Raw genomic sequence first — 17,868 nt, 5'->3', positions numbered from 1 at the left:
GGTAAGCCTCTTTTCTGTAGTATTCTTAATGTATGAAGATTACTACAGATTTAATCAATCGCTATTTAACTAATAAATGCTCGGCTGAAGAGGCCGAGTATCTGGAAAACTATATTCAATATTTAGGGACATCACTGGATCAGCTCTTACCAAGGGAAGAGTGGGAAGAAACAGACGGAGATGTCGAATACGGCGGGCAAGAGGAGATTCGTGCAAAAATATTGGCTGCTATAGCGCATAAGAAAAAGCAATCTATTAGAAAGAGAATCCTTGTTAAGCTAACCCGTGTGGCAGCAATACTGATCTTTTTCTTTGGAATCTATGTGCTTGTGAATCGCTCTGAACAAAGTCTTTCTACAGATCAGAAAGATTTGGCCGCTACGACCACAGACAGTACCGAAGTCAGTAATCTTTACTACATCAATTCCGGGAATGAAAGCATGTCGCTGACAGCGAGTGACGGTTCGGTCATCACATTATACCCCAAATCGGAAATTAAATATGCTGAAAATTTCAGTCACCTGAAGGAAAGAATATTGTATCTCAAGGGTAAAGCCAGATTTGAGGTAGCCAAAGATAAAAGTAAGCCTTTCCGTGTACATTCTAATGGGGTGACCACCACTGCTTTGGGGACAATCTTTATTGTGGATGAACTTAAATCTACACAAACACACATCAAATTGCTGGAAGGTAAAATAGAAGTTAAGGCGGAGAATTCTAAAAAATCCAGAAAATTGATCCGTACCTATGAGCCTAATGAAGAAATAACACTGGATCATAAAGATTTGAGGGTGCTGGAAGAAGTAAAGGTGAATACTGTGGGTAAGGGCCGGGGCGGATACTTTGTGCAGAACAAGGAAAATATCCGTTTCCAGAATATAGCATTAAAAGATGTGTTGGATCTCCTTGCACAAAACTACGACATCAGCCTGCAATACGATCAGGATAAGATCAGGGATAAGTACTACAGTGGGGTCTATGTAAACAGCAGTCACGTGTACAAAGAAATTATTAAAGAACTAAACTACCTACATCATGCAGATATAAACTATACCAATCTCCAATACTAAACAATAAAACAAAAATCAAAATTATGAAAATCTTTCTATCTAAGAAGCATCAGTTGCTGACGATGCTGCTCTTACGGTTTAAGAGCCCGCGGACCAATTGTCCACTACGGTTGGGAATTTTAGGGGTGCTCTGCGTGAGCAGCCATGCCGTGCTGGCACAATCCGCAGCTTCTGTACACGGAGTAGTGCGCGATGCGGCGAATAATCCGATTACAGGGGCTACTGTCTCTATCGAAAATCCCACCACAAAGTATAAACAGGTCAATACGACCAATACGGAGGGGATATTCTCTTTTGATCGTATTCCGGAAGGTCAGGGATATATGATTACGGTCAGTTATCTGGGATTTAAAACCAAGACGCTCAGCAACTACAATATTGATGCGAAAGACAAAGTAGCAATAACGGTTGCATTGGAACAGGATCAGGAAAGTCTGGAAGAGGTCGTAGTCGTAGGATACGGAAAACAGCGCAAAGCGAATATTACCGGATCTGTGGCTTCCGTCAATGCAGAACAATTGAAAAATATCGCTCCTTCTAATCTTTCCAATACACTTGCCGGAAGGGCAGCAGGTATCAATGTGACCAATACCTCCGGTATGGCCGGTGCGTCCTCCAGTTTGCGGATTCGGGGAAGTTTTGCAGAACCTTTGTATGTCATCGATGGTATTGTGCGGGATAAGGCGGCCTTTGATGCACTGGAAGCGAATGAGGTTGACCAGATGAGCTTTTTGAAAGATGCTGCTACGGCAGCAGTGTATGGTACAAGAGCCGGTAACGGTGTTGTAGTGGTGACTACGAAAAAGGGAACGGCTCAGGAACCAGTGTTCAACGTGCAAAGTAACTACAATTTTGGAGCACCTACACAGACGCTTCTGGCTGATATCACTACCGCAGCAGATGAATTAACGTATCAAAACAGAGTCTCTCAATTTCTCTGGGAAAACGGATCCCGCTCACAACCCTGGGTCGCACCCAACGGCCAGGAGGAGTTTGACTATTTTAAGGATAAGGTGTATAGTGTAAATGATGTGATCTGGAGAAATCCGTTCAGTCATCGTCAATCGATTTCAGTATCGGGAGGCGGTGACCGGATTACGTACTATAACCTGGTCAGTTACCGTAAAGAAAATGGCTCCTACAAATCTTTGAATCACGAAAAATTCAATTTGAGAAGTAATGTCAGCGCTAAGATTACGGATGATTTTACAATAGATGTCAATATATCTGCCAATCAGATTAATTCTCAACGCTTTTACTGGCCATTCAGTACTTCTTCCAATGATGATGACTTTGATGTGTCTGATTTTTACCGTGTAACATTCAACTGGCCAAAGATGTATCCGTTTTACCTCAATAAAGACGGTTCGCCCAGTAACACAGCAACGGAATACCCTGTTCAGACACCGATGGGAAGCTGGCAGGCCTGGAATGTCATCGATCAGGTGGTGGGTAACCGGTATATAGACCGTAAGGTGCGTCAGGTAAATCCGATCATGACATTGAATTACAAACTGGATAAGCTTGTAGAAGGACTTTCAACAAAGGTGGTGGGAAGCTATTTGGCGGAGGACTATATGCGCAAGCGCTTTATGACTTTTCAAAAGAATTACACCTTTACCTCTCTGAATCCGGATGGAAACCGGTTTATCCCGGCGCCACCTTCCGAAGATAAGGTGAATATTTTTACGTTCAGTCAGGCACAGCCTTTTATGGACTATGCTCCGCAACGTGAATGGGAATATCAGGTCAACTGGTTCCTTAACTACAACAGACGTTTTAACAAACATGCTGTAGATGCGTTGGTCGTATACGAACAATTCAAGACCGGAGGTACTTATGTAACTTCACGTGCTGAAAATCCGATCGTGAGTATCGATCAGATGTTTATTTATCCTACGGACCGAACCTTTAGATCTACGGATGCCTATGAAAGTATCAACTCAAGACGAGGTTTTATCGGAAGGGCAAATTACAATTATGCAGATAAGTACATTGCTGAATTTTCATTCCGTTATGACGGATCTCCGTTGTTTCCGGGTGACAAACGCTGGGGATTTTTCCCTTCGATGTCAGCAGCCTGGAGGATATCGGAAGAGCAGTTCTTTTCTGGTATCAAGAATACATTTAGCGATCTGAAGTTGAGGGCATCCTATGGTACTACGGGTAACGATTTAAATGTCAACGCTGAGCGGATCGGACAATTTCTTTATCAGGAGAAGTACAGACCTGCCGGCGGCTATATGTTTGGCGATCGTTACTATAATGGCATTGCATACGGTGCTACACCGACCCAAAATCTGACCTGGACAACTTCTAAAAGTATTAATATCGGGGTGGATTTTGGATTGATCAATAATAAACTGACTGGTGTTTTAGATGTATTCAGCAGAAAGGAAACAAATATTTTAGGTCCCAGATCGCTGAAAGTTCCTGATAATTACGGGCGGGAACTGGCTCCGGAAAATTATGCTGCAAGAAGTTATAAAGGTGGTGAATTTTCGCTTAACTGGAACGACCGTTTAGGTGAGGTGTCATATGGATTGACGGCGAATATCGGTTATGCAAAAGACCGTTGGGATATCTACGATGAAGAGCCCGCATTTGCAGTTGGCGGAACCCGCAATTTCGAATCGAGGGTAGGAAGACCTGAAAATCGTATTGTAGGACTTGAAGCTATCGATCTGGTAAGGACGCAGGCACAATTGGATGCCTTGAAAAATCAGGGTTTCAAAACGTATGGACGTGATCCGTATCTGGGTATGATCCTGTACAAAGATATCAGAGGAGCTAATTATTCGGATACACCGGATGGTAAAATAGATGACAACGACATGATGCTCCTGTCAGATGATAATACCCCTCGTATCAATTATGGGTTTGGCTTAAATGCAAGCTGGAAGGGGTTTACTGTCTCGGCTTTGCTTCAGGGTGTCATGGCATATGATCGTGTTATCAGTAATCAGGAGGGGGGTGGGATACGTCAGCATGGAGGTACATTCCGCCCTTACTACCCGATCTGGGCAGGCGACGTGTGGACTGCTGAAAATCCGGATGCCGCATATCCAAGAGTTGTGGGGTCTAACTGGCAGGAATCCGGAACTGGAGTTTCGAGCTTCTGGATCCGTAACGGGGCGTATCTGCGTTTAAGAGATCTCAACATCTCTTACAGCCTGCCGCAGTCTGTTACGAATGCGATGAAAATTAAAAATGTGAGTGTGTTTTTTAACGGAACCAATTTGTTTGTATTTTCTCCAATGACTGAGTTTCATGATCCGGAGCAAAAGATGTACGATTCCTACCCTGTTATGAAAACATTCGCATTAGGCTTAGATGTTAAATTTTAACTGAAATCAACATGAAAAATATATTTTATCCCATTATAGCATTGTTGCTGACCACCTGGTCGTGTAAGAATGTTTTAGATATTGACGATTTAAATTCTCTTGATGAGAGTAAAGTCTGGAGCGATTCGAATCTGGTAAAAGCATACGTCACCAACCTGTATCCTTTATTTGGCAACTGGAGCTCAGGAGCGGATAATAATTCCGAGCAGTTGATCGGGATAGCTTTTCCTTTAGATGCGGTAACGGTGAATAATACTGCGTATAAAGCCTGGGATTATACCACTATACGACGAATCAATACGGCTATCCAAAAGGTAAAAGAGAATACCACCTTATCTGCAAACTTTAAGAATTCAATTATTAGCCAGGCTTTGTTTATGCGAGCCTATATGTACTTCAATATGGTGAAGTATCATGGTGGAGTTCCTTATATTACCGTTCCGCAGGATCTGGAAAAGGACGATCTGGAGACGCCGAGAAATACAACAAAAGAATGTTTTGAATTTATCATTAAAGATCTGGATGAAGCCATTGCGCTATTACCTCCGACCATTCCGAAGGGTTCTGCTGATTATGGTAGGATAGATGGCAATTTTGCTGTAGCGTTTAAAGCAAAAGTCTTGTTGTATAAAGCTTCTCCACAGTTCAATCCTGCTAATCCGTTTGATAATGCCTATTGGGCCGATGCACATGTGGCGAATAAGGCTGCTTATGACCGGCTTAAAGCGAATGGCTATAGTCTGACCACAGATTACGCTAATATTGCATTACAGGAAAAAGGTCCGGAAGTAGTATTTGCAGTGATAAATGCTTATCCGAATAAAGTGGCCGCCTGGGACAATGGAGTGCGACCCGGTTCAGAGAGTAGGGGTGCAGCAGGAGCAGTTCCTTCCTGGGATTTTGTAAAGGCTTTTCCTATGAAGGATGGCCGGCTGTTTTCCGATCCGGCTGGAAAATATTATAAGTCTGACGCCGCATTTTTACAGTCATACTGGGAAAACCGGGATCCAAGATTTGATAAGTCTATCGTATGGAATGGAAAGCTGTATGAGGTATCAGGAAAAGCAGGCAAACGGCAATATACTTCGGTGGGTATAGCGGCTGATCTGGATAATTTTGGTATAAATCCCAAAGCCAATACACCATCTGAAAATTTAAACCGGTACAGCGGATTTTTCATCCTGAAGAATTCTAAGCTATCGCTTAAACAGACAGAAGTGGAAACTCAATATGATGTCGATTATGTATTGATGCGATTCGCCGAGGTGATGATGAATTATGCGGAGACCGCAAATGAAACCGGAGATTTTAATACGGCTTTGGATATTCTGAAACAAATCCGGATGCGGGCTGGTATAGAGGCCGGAGCAGATGGTAGCTATGGTATTGTGGCCACAAACCGTATACAGATGCGGGATGCGATATTGGCCGAGCGCAATATAGAGTTTTGCTTTGAAGGACATCGTTTTTGGGATTTGAGACGGTCAGGAAAACTGAGTGTACTGAACAATACGACTAAATACGGAGTGGAAGCAATAGCCATCAACAGCAATGGTACTGAAATGGATCTGGAAGCAGCTGCGGCATTGGCAAAGACCTATCAATTGAGAGAAAATCAATTTAAATATAGCGTATTACAGGTTCCAAATACAGGAAATAAGGTGAATCTGGTGCCTGATAAATACTACTTCTTTCCGATAGCACAATCAGTTATTGATAAAAATCCAAAAATAATCCAGAATAAAGATTGGGGCGGTTCTTTTGATCCGACCATACAGTAAACTAAACTAAACATTGACGGGGCTGTCCAAAAAGGTTGGATAGCCCCGTTTTTATGCGATTCTATAAGTACCTCCCAGCAGATAGGCAATTCTACAAGGGTTTGATTTGATTTTTTACACACCTTCGTTGCTTTTATTAAATGTACTGTCTATCCGGAGAGCATATCCTGCCGGCTGAAAAACGGAACAATTTCTAAGATTGTGATTCCTTCCTGCTGCTATTTATTCGACTACTATACTTGTTCTTTTGTTGTTAAAATAAAATAGTGTGAGTTATTTTATGCCCTGCTTCTGTCTAATTATGTAGCGGATATCCTTTATAAAAGTGCTGTTAACGAAATGTAAGGATAAAGACTGTCTGTCTGACGAAATGTAAAAATTTTGTGGAATAATATCATAAAAGTCATCTATTTACTGTGTTACTAAAGATTTAAATTACAAACAGTGTTAAATTTTAGTTAAGACTATTCATCGAAGACAATATAATTATATCTTCGTGGTGGTTATTTACCTATTTGAAATATTTTAAACCATACCAAATCATATGAGGCGACTATTACTCGCATTTTCGGTTCTCCTGATTGGACTTCTGTTCTCTGAACCTGTATTTGCCCAGAAAAAACTTTCGGGTGTTGTACAGGATGAAAAGGATAAGTTAAAACTGGAGAATGCTACTGTAATGCTATTGACAGCACAAGATTCTATTTTAGTAGACTTTACCCGTTCGGACAAGGATGGCAAATTCACATTAAACCTACCTGATACGGGCGCTTACCTGGTGATATCCAGTTATCCAAAATACGGTGACTTTTACAGTCCCGTGGATGCCAGGAATAACTATGCAAATTTTAACATTGCGCTAAGTACGAAAGCACAACTATTGGAAGAGGCAATTGTAATCGGACGAATCCCTATTGTAGTAAAGGGGGATACGACAGAATACGATGCGGGGAGCTTTAAGGTAGAAAAAAATGCTAAGGTAGAGGATTTGTTAAAAGTGTTGCCGGGAATATCTGTCGATGCTTCCGGGAAAATTACAGCTCAGGGTAAAACAGTAGAGAAGGTTCTGGTTGATGGAGAAGAATTTTTTGGAAATGATCCGAAACTTGTAACGCGTAATATCCGATCCGATATGGTTGATAAAGTGCAGGTGTATGATAAGAAGTCTGAAGAAGCCGAACGTACAGGTGTTGATGACGGACAGAAAGTGAAAACTATCAATGTCAAGCTGAAAGAAGATAAGAAGAACGGACTATTCGGGAAAGCGCTGGCAGGAGGTGGCACAGATGACTACTATATGGGTCAGCTGATGTTGAATAAGTTCAAAGGGTCGCAGAAAATTGCAGCATATGGATTAGTCGGGAATAATGCAACTACTTCTTTATCCTGGCAGGATACGGAGAAGTACGGCGAAAATGATAATGTTTCCTATTCGGATGACGGAAGTACATTCTACAGTACTAATGGGGGAGATGATTTTTCGGGAGAAGGTGTCATCGGTATACCAAAAGCTATCAACTCCGGGATTATGTTTTCGGACAAAACAAAGAATGGGAAGCATAAGCTGAATCTAAGTTATAAGTATGGTAAGATTGAAAATGAAGGTAATGAAGAAACGATCTCTCAGAACAATTTACCAGATCAGATACAAAATACAAATGCCATTCGGCAGATAGCGGCAGACAAGGACAGGCAGAAGCTTAATCTGAAATATGATCTTCAGTTTGACTCTTTAACATTGCTGACAATCACCGGAAATGCTTCCCGTGATAATATCTGGGGTGAAACCAGAAATAATTCACAGACCTTTAACGGGAACATGGATACTCTGAATACCAGTGAGTCACTGGATATAAATGACAGGAAAGTAGAAGCTATTAATGCAAGAGCCCTTTTCACCCGAAAATTTATGAAAAAGGGACGTTCTTTATCTATGGCATTAAGTATCAATAACAATGAATCCAATGGTGATGGCTACTTGTTCTCCGATACCAAGATCTACAAGGATAATGTGCTTGCCAACAGCATTATTTTTGATCAGCGAAAGGATAACAGACAGAAATCTACTACAAAGGGAGGAAATATCTCTTATACCGAGCCATTGACAAAAGAGCTGAATCTGACTCTGAATTATGGGTTGCAGCGTAATGATAATAAGTCATTGCTCAATTCCTTTAATAGGTCATCTGCTGAAGATCCTTACAATATTCTGGATTCGATGTACAGTAATGATTATGCTTTTGACCGGTTGAGTAACAGTTATCGTGTGTCCCTGAATCTGAATAATGAGAAGATATGGGCGAACCTGACGAATAATCTGAATAATGACCGTCTGCATCAGCAAAATAACTATACAAACTCGGAGTTGACACGGTCATTTCTGACGTACAACCCGTCATTATCGATGTCCTACAGGTTTACAAAAAGCTCTAATCTATATTTTAATTACAGCGGACGTAATCAGTTGCCTTCTTTAAACCAGATTCAGCCGTTGAGAAGCAATCAGGACGCCCTTAATCAATATATAGGTAATGAAAACTTAAAGCCTGCATTCTCAAACAGCTTTAATCTGAATTATAATTCATCTAAAATGCTGACCGGTTCTTATATGTATATCGGTACCTATATCAATTTTACTAATAATGCCCTTATTCAGAATGTGGAAACACTGGATGGTGGTAGAAATAACTTTAAATGGGCCAACCTGGACGATCATACCAACCAATCAATTAGTGCATGGGGAGGTTATTCTTTCAAACTTAGCAAGAAACTGAATATTGACAATGGCCCGAGACTATATATCAACGGATCCAAAACCTTTAACTCAGTCAACAGTGAGCTGAATAAGATTGATAATATGAGCTATTCAATAGGCTATAATATCTCTAAGAACACAACAAAGGGATTTGATTTTGATATCAATTTGTCTCCTTCTTACCAAAAGATGTCTTCGAGTTTACAACCTGATCAGAACAATGATGGTTTTATCTTTAATTCTAACGGGGGAATGTCGTATTACTTTCCTGCGAAGGTTAAGTTGTATGTAAATTATACCTACACATATCAGGCTCCGACAGAGGCATTAAAAGAGAAGTTTGATCAATTTCTGGTACATCCGGGGGTCAGCAAGAAATTCCTGAAAAATGAATCACTGATGCTTGATTTTACAGTTAATGATTTACTTAATCAGAATACAGGATTTAGCAGATCTAATTCTAATACATTTTTTATACAACGCAGATCAGATACCATTCGCAGGTATTATATGCTGAAAGTATCCTGGGATTTCACTAAAATGTTTGTTAATTAAGAATTCGATCAATCATGAAAATAGTTAAGATTTTTCTTTTTATAAGTATTGCTTTATCTGCGCGCTCCGGTTTTGCACAATATACAATGTTCCCCAAGACAGGAACGATTACATTCGATAAGACTGTTTACCTTCAAAATATGCTTAAAAAGCAATTGTATGCCAAGGCGGAAGGGATGACAAAGAACTGGTATGATCAGATCTCCAATAAATTGCCCGGCAATGTCGTTCTGAAAAATACACTGAAGTTTAACAATGATGAAACTCTTTTTGAATATGTAAAGACGGATATAAGTGAAATCGCCAGCTCATTTATGGAAAATCACGCCATCAAGGGAGACGGTACGGTCTATACAAATCTGAAGACGAAGGAATATAAGCGCTACCAGGATTTTTTTGGTGATAATCTGGTTATCAAAGATTCTGTACTTCGTATTAAGTGGAAGATTACGGATGAGTATCGCGATATTGCAGGATTTGAATGCCGGCGTGCAAATGGATTGACGCAGGATTCGCTGTATGTGATTGGTTATTATACAAATGAGATTCCCGTAAGCGGGGGACCTGAATCCATAAGCGGACTTCCGGGAATGATTTTAGGTTTAGTTGTACCTTATGATCACGTTTCTTATTTTGCCAGCAAAGTGGAGTTCTCAAATACAGTTCCATTTGACCTTTCCGTATTTGATAAAAAGAAAAATAAGGTTATGCCGCGCAAAGAGGTAGAAACAAGATTCAGACAGATGGTAGAAACCTTTTTGCCGAAAGATCTGGTGACCTACCTGATTGACTATTTCCTGTTATAACAGAAAAATAGCTATCTAAAAAGTCAAGTCAAACCCTTTGAGAATTTCATATCTGAAATGATGTTGTAAGGGAGGTACATATAAAATCGCATAGAAATAGGGCTATCCAATCTTTTTGGATAGCCCTATTTCTATTTTAGAAACCTTGTTATAACTTTTCTCTCATTCTAAAGGAGAGATGCCCGGAAGGCAGAGAGGTTAACTATAAAACTTCAAAACCTCTCCCTGACCCTTCCGACATGTCGGAACAGGTTATCCTTAAAAATGAGAGGGAATTGGTTTATCAAAAACAAAAAGAAGGCACTCTGAAATACAGAGTGCCTTCTTTTTGTTATTTGAATTTACTTGCAAGAGCGGCAAGTTTGGTTGCCATATCCGTTTCCGGTTGCTGGCGTTGTTTATGTTGTCCGGCTTGTTCCCGTTTCTTAGGTCTTGGAGCAGATTTTTCTTCCGTCTTCATAGACAGGCCGATGCGGTTCCTTTTTTCATCTACCTCTGTGACCGTTACCATCACCTGCTGTTGTACTTTTACAACTTCATGCGGGTCAGACACAAATCTGTTTGCAAGCTGGCTCAGATGGACTAATCCATCCTGGTGAACGCCGATATCTACGAAAGCCCCGAAGTTGGTAATATTGGTTACAATACCCGGCAACTTCATTCCTATACGAAGATCAGAAATAGTGTTGATGCCATCCGTAAATGAAAATGCTTCAAACTGTTCACGCGGATCCAATCCGGGTTTAGCCAACTCTGATAAGATGTCCTGTAGTGTTGGTAATCCGACTTCTTCAGATACATATGCTTTCAAAGGAATGGATTTACGTAACTCCTCATTTGTTAATAAATCGGATACATTCTTACCCAGATCTTTGGCCATCTTTTCCACTACGCTGTAGCGCTCAGGATGTACAGCTGATGCATCCAGTGGATTTTCAGCATTACGGATCCGGAGAAATCCTGCGGCCTGTTCGAATGCTTTATCTCCCAGACGAGGTACTTTTTTCAATTCTTTTCTGGATTTAAAAGCACCATTTGCGACTCTGTAATTGACGATCTGTTGTGCAAGAGAGGGACCTAATCCGGATACATAAGCCAGTATTTGTTTAGAGGCTGTGTTTAGCTCCACACCTACAGCATTTACACAACTGATAACGGTGTCGTCTAATGCGGTCTGCAGTTTATTCTGATCTACATCATGCTGGTATTGTCCTACACCAATGGATTTGGGATCGATTTTGACTAATTCTGCCAGAGGATCCATCAGACGCCGACCAATGGATACTGCTCCACGCACTGTGACATCATGGTCAGGGAACTCTTCGCGGGCAGTTTCAGATGCTGAATAAATAGAAGCTCCACTTTCATTCACCATAACCAGCGTGATGTCCTGAATGTTGAGCTTACGTACAAATTCTTCTGTCTCACGACCTGCAGTTCCGTTTCCTATAGCGATAGCCTGAATATCATATTTTTTGACCAGATGCCCGACTGTTTTTGCTGCTTCTGCTGCAGCACCTGCTCCTGTATGCGGAAATATAGCTGTATTTTCCAGCAAAGTACCTTGCTCATCCAATACAACTGTTTTACAACCTGTACGGAATCCAGGGTCAATAGCCAACAGGCGTTTTTGCCCTAGTGGCGCTGCTAATAAAAGCTGACGTACATTATCTGCAAATACTTTAATAGCCTCCTCATCCGCTCTCTGTCTGGTCAGTACACGTACTTCAGTTTCCATGGAAGGTTTTAACAGTCGCTTGTAACTGTCTAATAAAGCCATACGTACCTGCGTAGCGGCAGGATTGGCTGCTTTAATATAAAGTGTATCGATAGCCGGTACGACTTCTTCTTCGGCCACTTCAATATCCAGATACAACAGTTCTTCTTTCTCTCCGCGTCTCATGGCCAGTACACGGTGAGAAGGAGCATCTTTCAGAGACTCTGACCATTCGAAATAATCTTTATATTTTTGAGCAGCCTCTTCTTTCCCCGGAACGACTTTGGATACAAACTGTCCCTTTTCTAAAAATATTTTTCGTGAGCGGGCACGTACATTAGCGTCTTCAGCGATGGTTTCCGCAATAATATCCCGTGCACCTGCCAGCGCATCTTCTACACTCTGCACACCTTTTTCTTCATCAATAAGGGAAACTGCCAGTGTTTCGAAATCTTTGCCGTCCTGCAACAGAATCTGATCAGCAAGAGGCTGAAGACCTTTTTCACGAGCTATACTTGCGCGGGTCTTACGTTTTGGTTTGTATGGAAGGTAAATGTCTTCCAGATTTGCCATCGTCTCTGCTGCTAATATTTGTTGTTCCAGTTCCGGAGTTAATTTTCCCTGTTCGGTTATAGATTTAAGAACCGCTTCCTTACGTTTTTCCAGTTCTCTTAATTGCTGGATCCTGTCACGGATGGTTGTGATCTGCACTTCATCGAGACTTCCGGTCATCTCTTTACGGTAGCGGGCAATAAACGGTACTGTAGCACCCTCATCTAATAATTCAATAGTAGTACGAACCTGTCTGTCACTAATAGACAGTTCGTTAGAAATAACCATTTGGTGTGACATAAATGAATATTGTAGTATATGAAAATCAAAAGCTGTTGGAATTAACCAACAGCTTTCTAATATTGTGCTGTAAAAATAAGAAGAATAAAATTAAGCTTCTTTCTGTTCCGGTTTATTTTCTGAAGACGGTTGTGGAGAAGCGGCCGCATGTGGCTGCTCTTCAGAAGGAACTTCTGCCTGTTGATTACTTGCAAAGTGATCATTGTAACCGTAGTTGTAATGGTTTGCATTCGGATCATAGTCAGGCTGACGACCCGGCTCATGCTGATAGGTGCCTTCCGGAGCTGAAAACTGAGGAAGTTTTTTTTCCTGATCAGGAGAATCTGTGGAAGCTGTTTGCACTGTTTCGGTTTGTTGTGTAACAGGTTCTGCAGGAGTTTCAGCAATTTTCTTCTCTTCTACATCCTTATCAAAATTATTGATCTGATCCGATATTTCACGTTTGATGCCTTCGGATGCATCTTTAAATTCACGAATCCCTTTTCCTAACCCACGAGCTAATTCAGGAAGTTTTTTACCACCAAAAAGCAACAATAAAACGATTACGATAAGAATCATTTCCTGGGTGCCAATGTTTAAAAATGCTAGTGTCATATTTGACGATTTTTTGTTTGTTATAATATTATGTAGAACTAAGGTAAGCGTAAATTATAGTAATCGCCAACAAGATTTTGTAATTATTATGTGATTTTTATAAAAACGGGTGCCGGTAAAGAAAGTATATGACGAATTAAAGACGCATTACCATCTAAACTTTTTCTATTTTTGTGCTAAAATTTTTAGACATGTTGGGTAGGATAAAATCGTATAAGCCGTACTATTTGAGTACATTTTTATTAGCCGGTCCGGTCGTTGTTTCCCAATTGGGACATACCCTGGTACAGACGGCAGATACTGTTATTGTCGGGCATTTTGCAGGTAAAATACCGTTGGCTGCTGTTTCCCTTGTACACAGCGTATTTATGGTTGTACTGGTCATCGGTCTGGGAATAGCATATGGATTGACTCCTTTGATTGCGCAGGAAAACGGACGCTCCAACAAGGAGGAATGTGCAAGACTATTGTCTAACAGTTTTTGGCTGAATGCACTTTCAGGAGCATTATTGTTCTGCTTTGTTTATTTCGGATCTATGTATGCTGTAGAGCATCTGGATCAGGATCCGCGTGTGGTAAAAGAAGCAAAGCCTTACTTGTTTTTATTGAGTTTGTCTATCTTCCCGCTGATGATCTTCAATACCTTTAAACAATTTGCAGAAGGACTGGGATTTACCAAGCAAGCTATGAATATTACCATCTGGGGAAATGTATTTAATATCCTTCTGGCTATTATTCTGGTGAAGGGAATGTTTGGTTTCAAACCTATGGGCATCAAAGGAGTGGGTATTGCTACATTAATAGACCGTATCCTCATGATGATTGTAATGGCTCTGTATGTATTGAAATCTTCTATTTTCAGATCGTATATCAGGCATTTCAGGCTTACTTATCTGGATAAAAGTAAGCTTTGGAACATTCTTAAGATCGGAGCTCCTGTAGCGATGCAATACGTCTTTGAAATCGGAGCCTTTGCCGGTGCTGCGCTGATCGCCGGGAAGATAAGTGCAGATGCGCAGGCTTCACATCAGGTGGCTATTACTCTGGCTGCTATGACGTATATGATGGCCAGCGGTATAGCATCTGCGGCCACTATCAAGACGGGTAATAGCTTTGGAAATAAGAATTATTTCAGATTACAACGTTTTGCCGTATCATCCTATCATCTGGTATTGATCTTTATGTCTGTAGCTGCGATTATATTTGCTGTTTTCAATAAGTATCTTCCATACCTTATTACTGATGACATAACTGTGGTGGCTATTGCTTCTCAGTTACTTATCATTGCCGGATTATTTCAGCTGTTTGACGGTACACAAGTAGTAGGTTTGGGTGTTCTGAGAGGTATGGGTGACGTGAATGTTCCGACCTTTATTACGTTTATCGCGTATTGGGTTGTCGGATTACCTGTTGGATATGTATTAGGAGTGGTATTGGATTGGGGAGTAAAAGGTGTTTGGTATGGATTGACATTAGGCTTACTGACATCCTCATTACTCCTATATGCACGTTACAGAGCTGTAATAGGCAGACATATGGCAACGTATACTATCCGGTAAGATTTATACTCTGACCGGATAACTAAAAAGGCTTCTTTTCGCATAGAAAAGAAGCCTTTTTAGTTTTACTTATATACCGCGGATCAGATTACACGGTTAGTATCCCATTGTTCCAGATAATCTGCAACACGCTTCAGGAATGTACCACCCAGAGCGCCGTCTATGATCCGATGATCATAGGACATAGATAAATACATGATATGTCTTATACCGATCATATCTCCAAACTCAGTCTCTATGACAGCCGGTTTTTTCGTAATGGTACCTACAGCCAGAATAGCGGCCTGCGGCTGATTGATAATAGGAGTACCCATTATATTGCCGAATGCACCAATATTTGTAAATGTAAATGTACCACCTTGTGTGTCATCCGGTTTCAGTTTATTTGCACGTGATCTGACCGCCAGATCGTTGACACTTTTGCTTAGACCAACCAGACTAAGCTGATCTGCATTTTTGATCACAGGTACAATCAGGTTACCGGTAGGAAGGGCTGCTGCCATTCCGATATTGATATTCTTTCTTTTGATAATATTTGTTCCGTCGATAGAAACATTGACCATCGGAAAGTCTTTCAGAGCTTTGCTTATGGCTTCAATAAACAAGGGTGTAAATGTGATATTCTCACCTTCACGTTTCTTATAACTGTCTTTAATTTTGTTGCGCCAGTTGACCATATTTGTCACATCTGCCTCTACAAAAGAACATACATGCGGGGAGGTCTGCACACTTTTGACCATATGATCAGCTATCAGCCTGCGCATACGATCCATCTCTATAATCTCATCGCCGGCAGCTGTTACGCCAATTGCTTTTGTGGCAGACGGAGCCAGTGCAGTCGTAGCTGGTGCTGAGGTAGCGGCCTGAGCTGGGGTTGCATTTGACGGACCGCTCTGTTTGCGTTGCTGCAGGTAATTTAACACATCCTGTTTGGTAACGCGGCCATCGCTGGCTGTTCCGGGGATGGAGTCCAGTTCCTGCTGAGAAAGACCTTCTTCCTGTGCAATATTGCGGACCAGAGGAGAATAAAATCTTATGCTATTATGAATCGCTTCCTTGTGGGCTGCGGGTGAGGCTGGGAGTTGGTCTACTCCCGGAATTTCCAAATCAGGGAGTTGGATCTCTTGTATAATAATCTCTTCATCCTTTACAGGAGTCGGATTGATCATATTGGCTTCTACTTCATTTACTTCAGGTGAAGCAACAGTTGTTTCTTCTTCTTCACCTTCTATTTCAATGATAGCGATGATCTGACCAACCTGAGCGATCTCTCCGTCACTGATTTTTTTCTCTTTTAAAATACCCGAAACCGGGGACGGAACATCGGAGTCTACTTTATCAGTAGCAACTTCTACCACAGCTTCATCCTCACTGATCCTGTCTCCTGGTTCTTTCAGCCACTTGGTTACCGTAGCTTCGGAGACACTTTCTCCCATCTTGGGAAGTGTTAAATTATATAATGCCATGCGTCTTTATCGTTGTCAAAATACTAAGTTAATTATTAATTGTAATAGATTGGACAAACAAAATTTAATTTTTTAATACAGTGTTTTTTTAATATTTTATTTTACACTGAAGTTGTTTTCCGTATGAAACAAATTCCATAGCATATTGTAGGCATAAGCAGTCGCCAATTCTATATTTACCTGTCTGTTTGGTGTAAACTGGCACTTTTTTGTTATCACTTTTTCTTTTCCGGCAATAGCGATCCATACTGTTCCGACAGGTTTTTCGGGAGTTCCGCCATCCGGTCCGGCTATCCCGCTTGTCGCAATTGCATAGTCGGTCCCAAAGTTCTTTTTGCTGCCATTCGCCATTTCAATTACGGTTTGTTCACTGACAGCTCCGTAAGATGATAATGTAGCTTCTGTTACTCCTAAAAGCTGCATTTTCAGTTTATTAGAGTAGGGGATAGTGCCCCCTGTAAAGATCTGACTGCACCCCGGTACAGCGGTCAGTTGCGCTGCTAAAAAACCTCCGGTGCAGCTTTCTGCAGTAGACAAAGTAAGGCTACGTTTTGCAAATTCTTTGATGATGACTTCTTCGATAGTCAGATCTTCTGTAGAGATAACATGTGGTCGTACTCTATCCACTATACGGTTTGCGAATTGTTCAGTCTCTTGCCGGAGTGCCGATGCATCCTGACCAATCGCCGTTAGTCGCATGCGTACAGAACCGTACTTTGGCAGATAGGCCAGTTTGATGTAATCAGGCAGTGCGTCTTCGATATCTGCAATATTATTAGCGAGGAATGATTCACCGATTCCTGCAGTAATAATATTCTGTGTCCAGATGGACTGACCGATATCCAGTGTGGATAATATCGGAAGAATCCGGTTTGTAACCAAAAACTTCATTTCAAAAGGTACCCCCGGCATAAAGAAGTAGTACTTGTTGTCTTGTCTGACGAACATACCCGGAGCTGTTCCCACATCGTTAAACAGTACTTCTGAATTGGCTAAAATATCGGCTTGCTGCAAATTGATCTCCAGCATTTCCAATCCTCTCTGCTTGAAAAAGTCTTCTACATGAGCCAGTACTTTCGCATCGCGGATAAGATGTGTGCCGAAATAATCTGCTGCTGTTATCTTTGTGATATCATCTTTGGTAGGACCGAGTCCTCCCGTGACAATAATAATATCCGCTCTTCCGGAAGCATCCTGTAAGGTTTGCCGGATAGCTTCTTTGCTGTCAGAAATAGATGTAATCTGCCCGATGGAGATATTGATATTTTTGAGCTGCTTGGCGATCCATGCAGAATTGGTGTCTATGATCTGACCAATCAGAATTTCATCTCCGATAGTTATAATTTCTGCTGTCATTGATTTACAT

At 41.2% G+C, this 17,868-nt stretch carries 10 protein-coding genes; 6 read left to right on the top strand and 4 right to left on the bottom strand.

Annotated features, from left to right (window positions below; genetic code table 11):
• Positions 1–32 precede the first annotated feature (32 nt).
• From I6J03_RS04935 to I6J03_RS04915, 5 genes are all read left to right on the top strand, one after another.
• Positions 33–1,070, top strand: a complete 1,038-nt coding sequence (locus tag I6J03_RS04935; RefSeq protein WP_003012325.1) for a FecR family protein — start codon at positions 33–35, stop codon at positions 1,068–1,070.
• A 23-nt stretch (positions 1,071–1,093) separates the two neighbouring features.
• Positions 1,094–4,417 carry a SusC/RagA family TonB-linked outer membrane protein gene (locus I6J03_RS04930; RefSeq protein WP_201694182.1) on the top strand — a complete coding sequence of 1,108 codons (3,324 nt, stop codon included), beginning with the start codon at positions 1,094–1,096 and terminating at the stop codon, positions 4,415–4,417.
• 11 nt (positions 4,418–4,428) lie between these two features.
• On the top strand, positions 4,429–6,198 hold the full coding sequence (locus tag I6J03_RS04925; protein WP_003012331.1) for a RagB/SusD family nutrient uptake outer membrane protein: 1,770 nt from the start codon (positions 4,429–4,431) through the stop codon (positions 6,196–6,198).
• 544 nt (positions 6,199–6,742) lie between these two features.
• Positions 6,743–9,508 carry an outer membrane beta-barrel protein gene (locus tag I6J03_RS04920; protein WP_003012333.1) on the top strand — a complete coding sequence of 922 codons (2,766 nt, stop codon included), beginning with the start codon at positions 6,743–6,745 and terminating at the stop codon, positions 9,506–9,508.
• A 14-nt stretch (positions 9,509–9,522) separates the two neighbouring features.
• A complete protein-coding gene (locus I6J03_RS04915) occupies positions 9,523–10,314 on the top strand; it encodes a GLPGLI family protein (RefSeq protein ID WP_002996678.1) in 792 nt (263 codons plus the stop codon).
• Between the two features lie 331 nt (positions 10,315–10,645).
• Here the strand turns inward: I6J03_RS04915 and I6J03_RS04910 are convergent, their stop codons facing one another.
• Positions 10,646–12,883, bottom strand: coding sequence for a Tex family protein (locus tag I6J03_RS04910; protein WP_039990571.1), 2,238 nt, complete (start codon positions 12,881–12,883; stop codon positions 10,646–10,648).
• A 90-nt stretch (positions 12,884–12,973) separates the two neighbouring features.
• Complete coding sequence (locus I6J03_RS22830; protein WP_003012338.1) at positions 12,974–13,477, bottom strand: Sec-independent protein translocase subunit TatA/TatB; 504 nt, start codon at positions 13,475–13,477, stop codon at positions 12,974–12,976.
• Between the two features lie 191 nt (positions 13,478–13,668).
• Between I6J03_RS22830 and I6J03_RS04900 the strand changes: the two genes are divergently transcribed.
• Positions 13,669–15,036 carry an MATE family efflux transporter gene (locus tag I6J03_RS04900; protein WP_039990572.1) on the top strand — a complete coding sequence of 456 codons (1,368 nt, stop codon included), beginning with the start codon at positions 13,669–13,671 and terminating at the stop codon, positions 15,034–15,036.
• Between the two features lie 83 nt (positions 15,037–15,119).
• Here the strand turns inward: I6J03_RS04900 and I6J03_RS04895 are convergent, their stop codons facing one another.
• Together I6J03_RS04895 and I6J03_RS04890 are read right to left on the bottom strand one after the other, a co-directional pair.
• Positions 15,120–16,502: a dihydrolipoamide acetyltransferase family protein gene (locus I6J03_RS04895; protein WP_003012341.1), complete on the bottom strand. Its 1,383-nt coding sequence runs from the start codon at positions 16,500–16,502 to the stop codon at positions 15,120–15,122.
• A gap of 96 nt (positions 16,503–16,598) precedes the next feature.
• The gene (locus tag I6J03_RS04890; protein ID WP_003012342.1) at positions 16,599–17,858 is read right to left on the bottom strand and encodes a competence/damage-inducible protein A; all 1,260 of its coding nucleotides are present in this window, start codon (positions 17,856–17,858) and stop codon (positions 16,599–16,601) included.
• Between the last annotated feature and the right edge of the window lie 10 nt (positions 17,859–17,868).

The sequence above is a fragment of the Sphingobacterium spiritivorum genome (genome assembly GCF_016724845.1).
Classification (GTDB): domain Bacteria; phylum Bacteroidota; class Bacteroidia; order Sphingobacteriales; family Sphingobacteriaceae; genus Sphingobacterium; species Sphingobacterium spiritivorum_A.
This window is presented reverse-complemented; position numbering and strand designations above follow the sequence as displayed.

Excerpts from the sequence above, each read along its gene's own strand:
- I6J03_RS04920 (WP_003012333.1), top strand. The coding sequence starts at position 6,743 with ATGAGGCGACTATTACTCGCATTTTCGGTTCTCCTGATTGGACTTCTG.
- I6J03_RS04890 (WP_003012342.1), bottom strand. The coding sequence starts at position 17,858 with ATGACAGCAGAAATTATAACTATCGGAGATGAAATTCTGATTGGTCAG.
- I6J03_RS04935 (WP_003012325.1), top strand. The coding sequence starts at position 33 with ATGAAGATTACTACAGATTTAATCAATCGCTATTTAACTAATAAATGC.
- I6J03_RS04900 (WP_039990572.1), top strand. The coding sequence starts at position 13,669 with ATGTTGGGTAGGATAAAATCGTATAAGCCGTACTATTTGAGTACATTT.
- I6J03_RS04915 (WP_002996678.1), top strand. The coding sequence starts at position 9,523 with ATGAAAATAGTTAAGATTTTTCTTTTTATAAGTATTGCTTTATCTGCG.
- I6J03_RS04910 (WP_039990571.1), bottom strand. The coding sequence starts at position 12,883 with ATGTCACACCAAATGGTTATTTCTAACGAACTGTCTATTAGTGACAGA.
- I6J03_RS04925 (WP_003012331.1), top strand. The coding sequence starts at position 4,429 with ATGAAAAATATATTTTATCCCATTATAGCATTGTTGCTGACCACCTGG.
- I6J03_RS04930 (WP_201694182.1), top strand. The coding sequence starts at position 1,094 with ATGAAAATCTTTCTATCTAAGAAGCATCAGTTGCTGACGATGCTGCTC.
- I6J03_RS22830 (WP_003012338.1), bottom strand. The coding sequence starts at position 13,477 with ATGACACTAGCATTTTTAAACATTGGCACCCAGGAAATGATTCTTATC.
- I6J03_RS04895 (WP_003012341.1), bottom strand. The coding sequence starts at position 16,502 with ATGGCATTATATAATTTAACACTTCCCAAGATGGGAGAAAGTGTCTCC.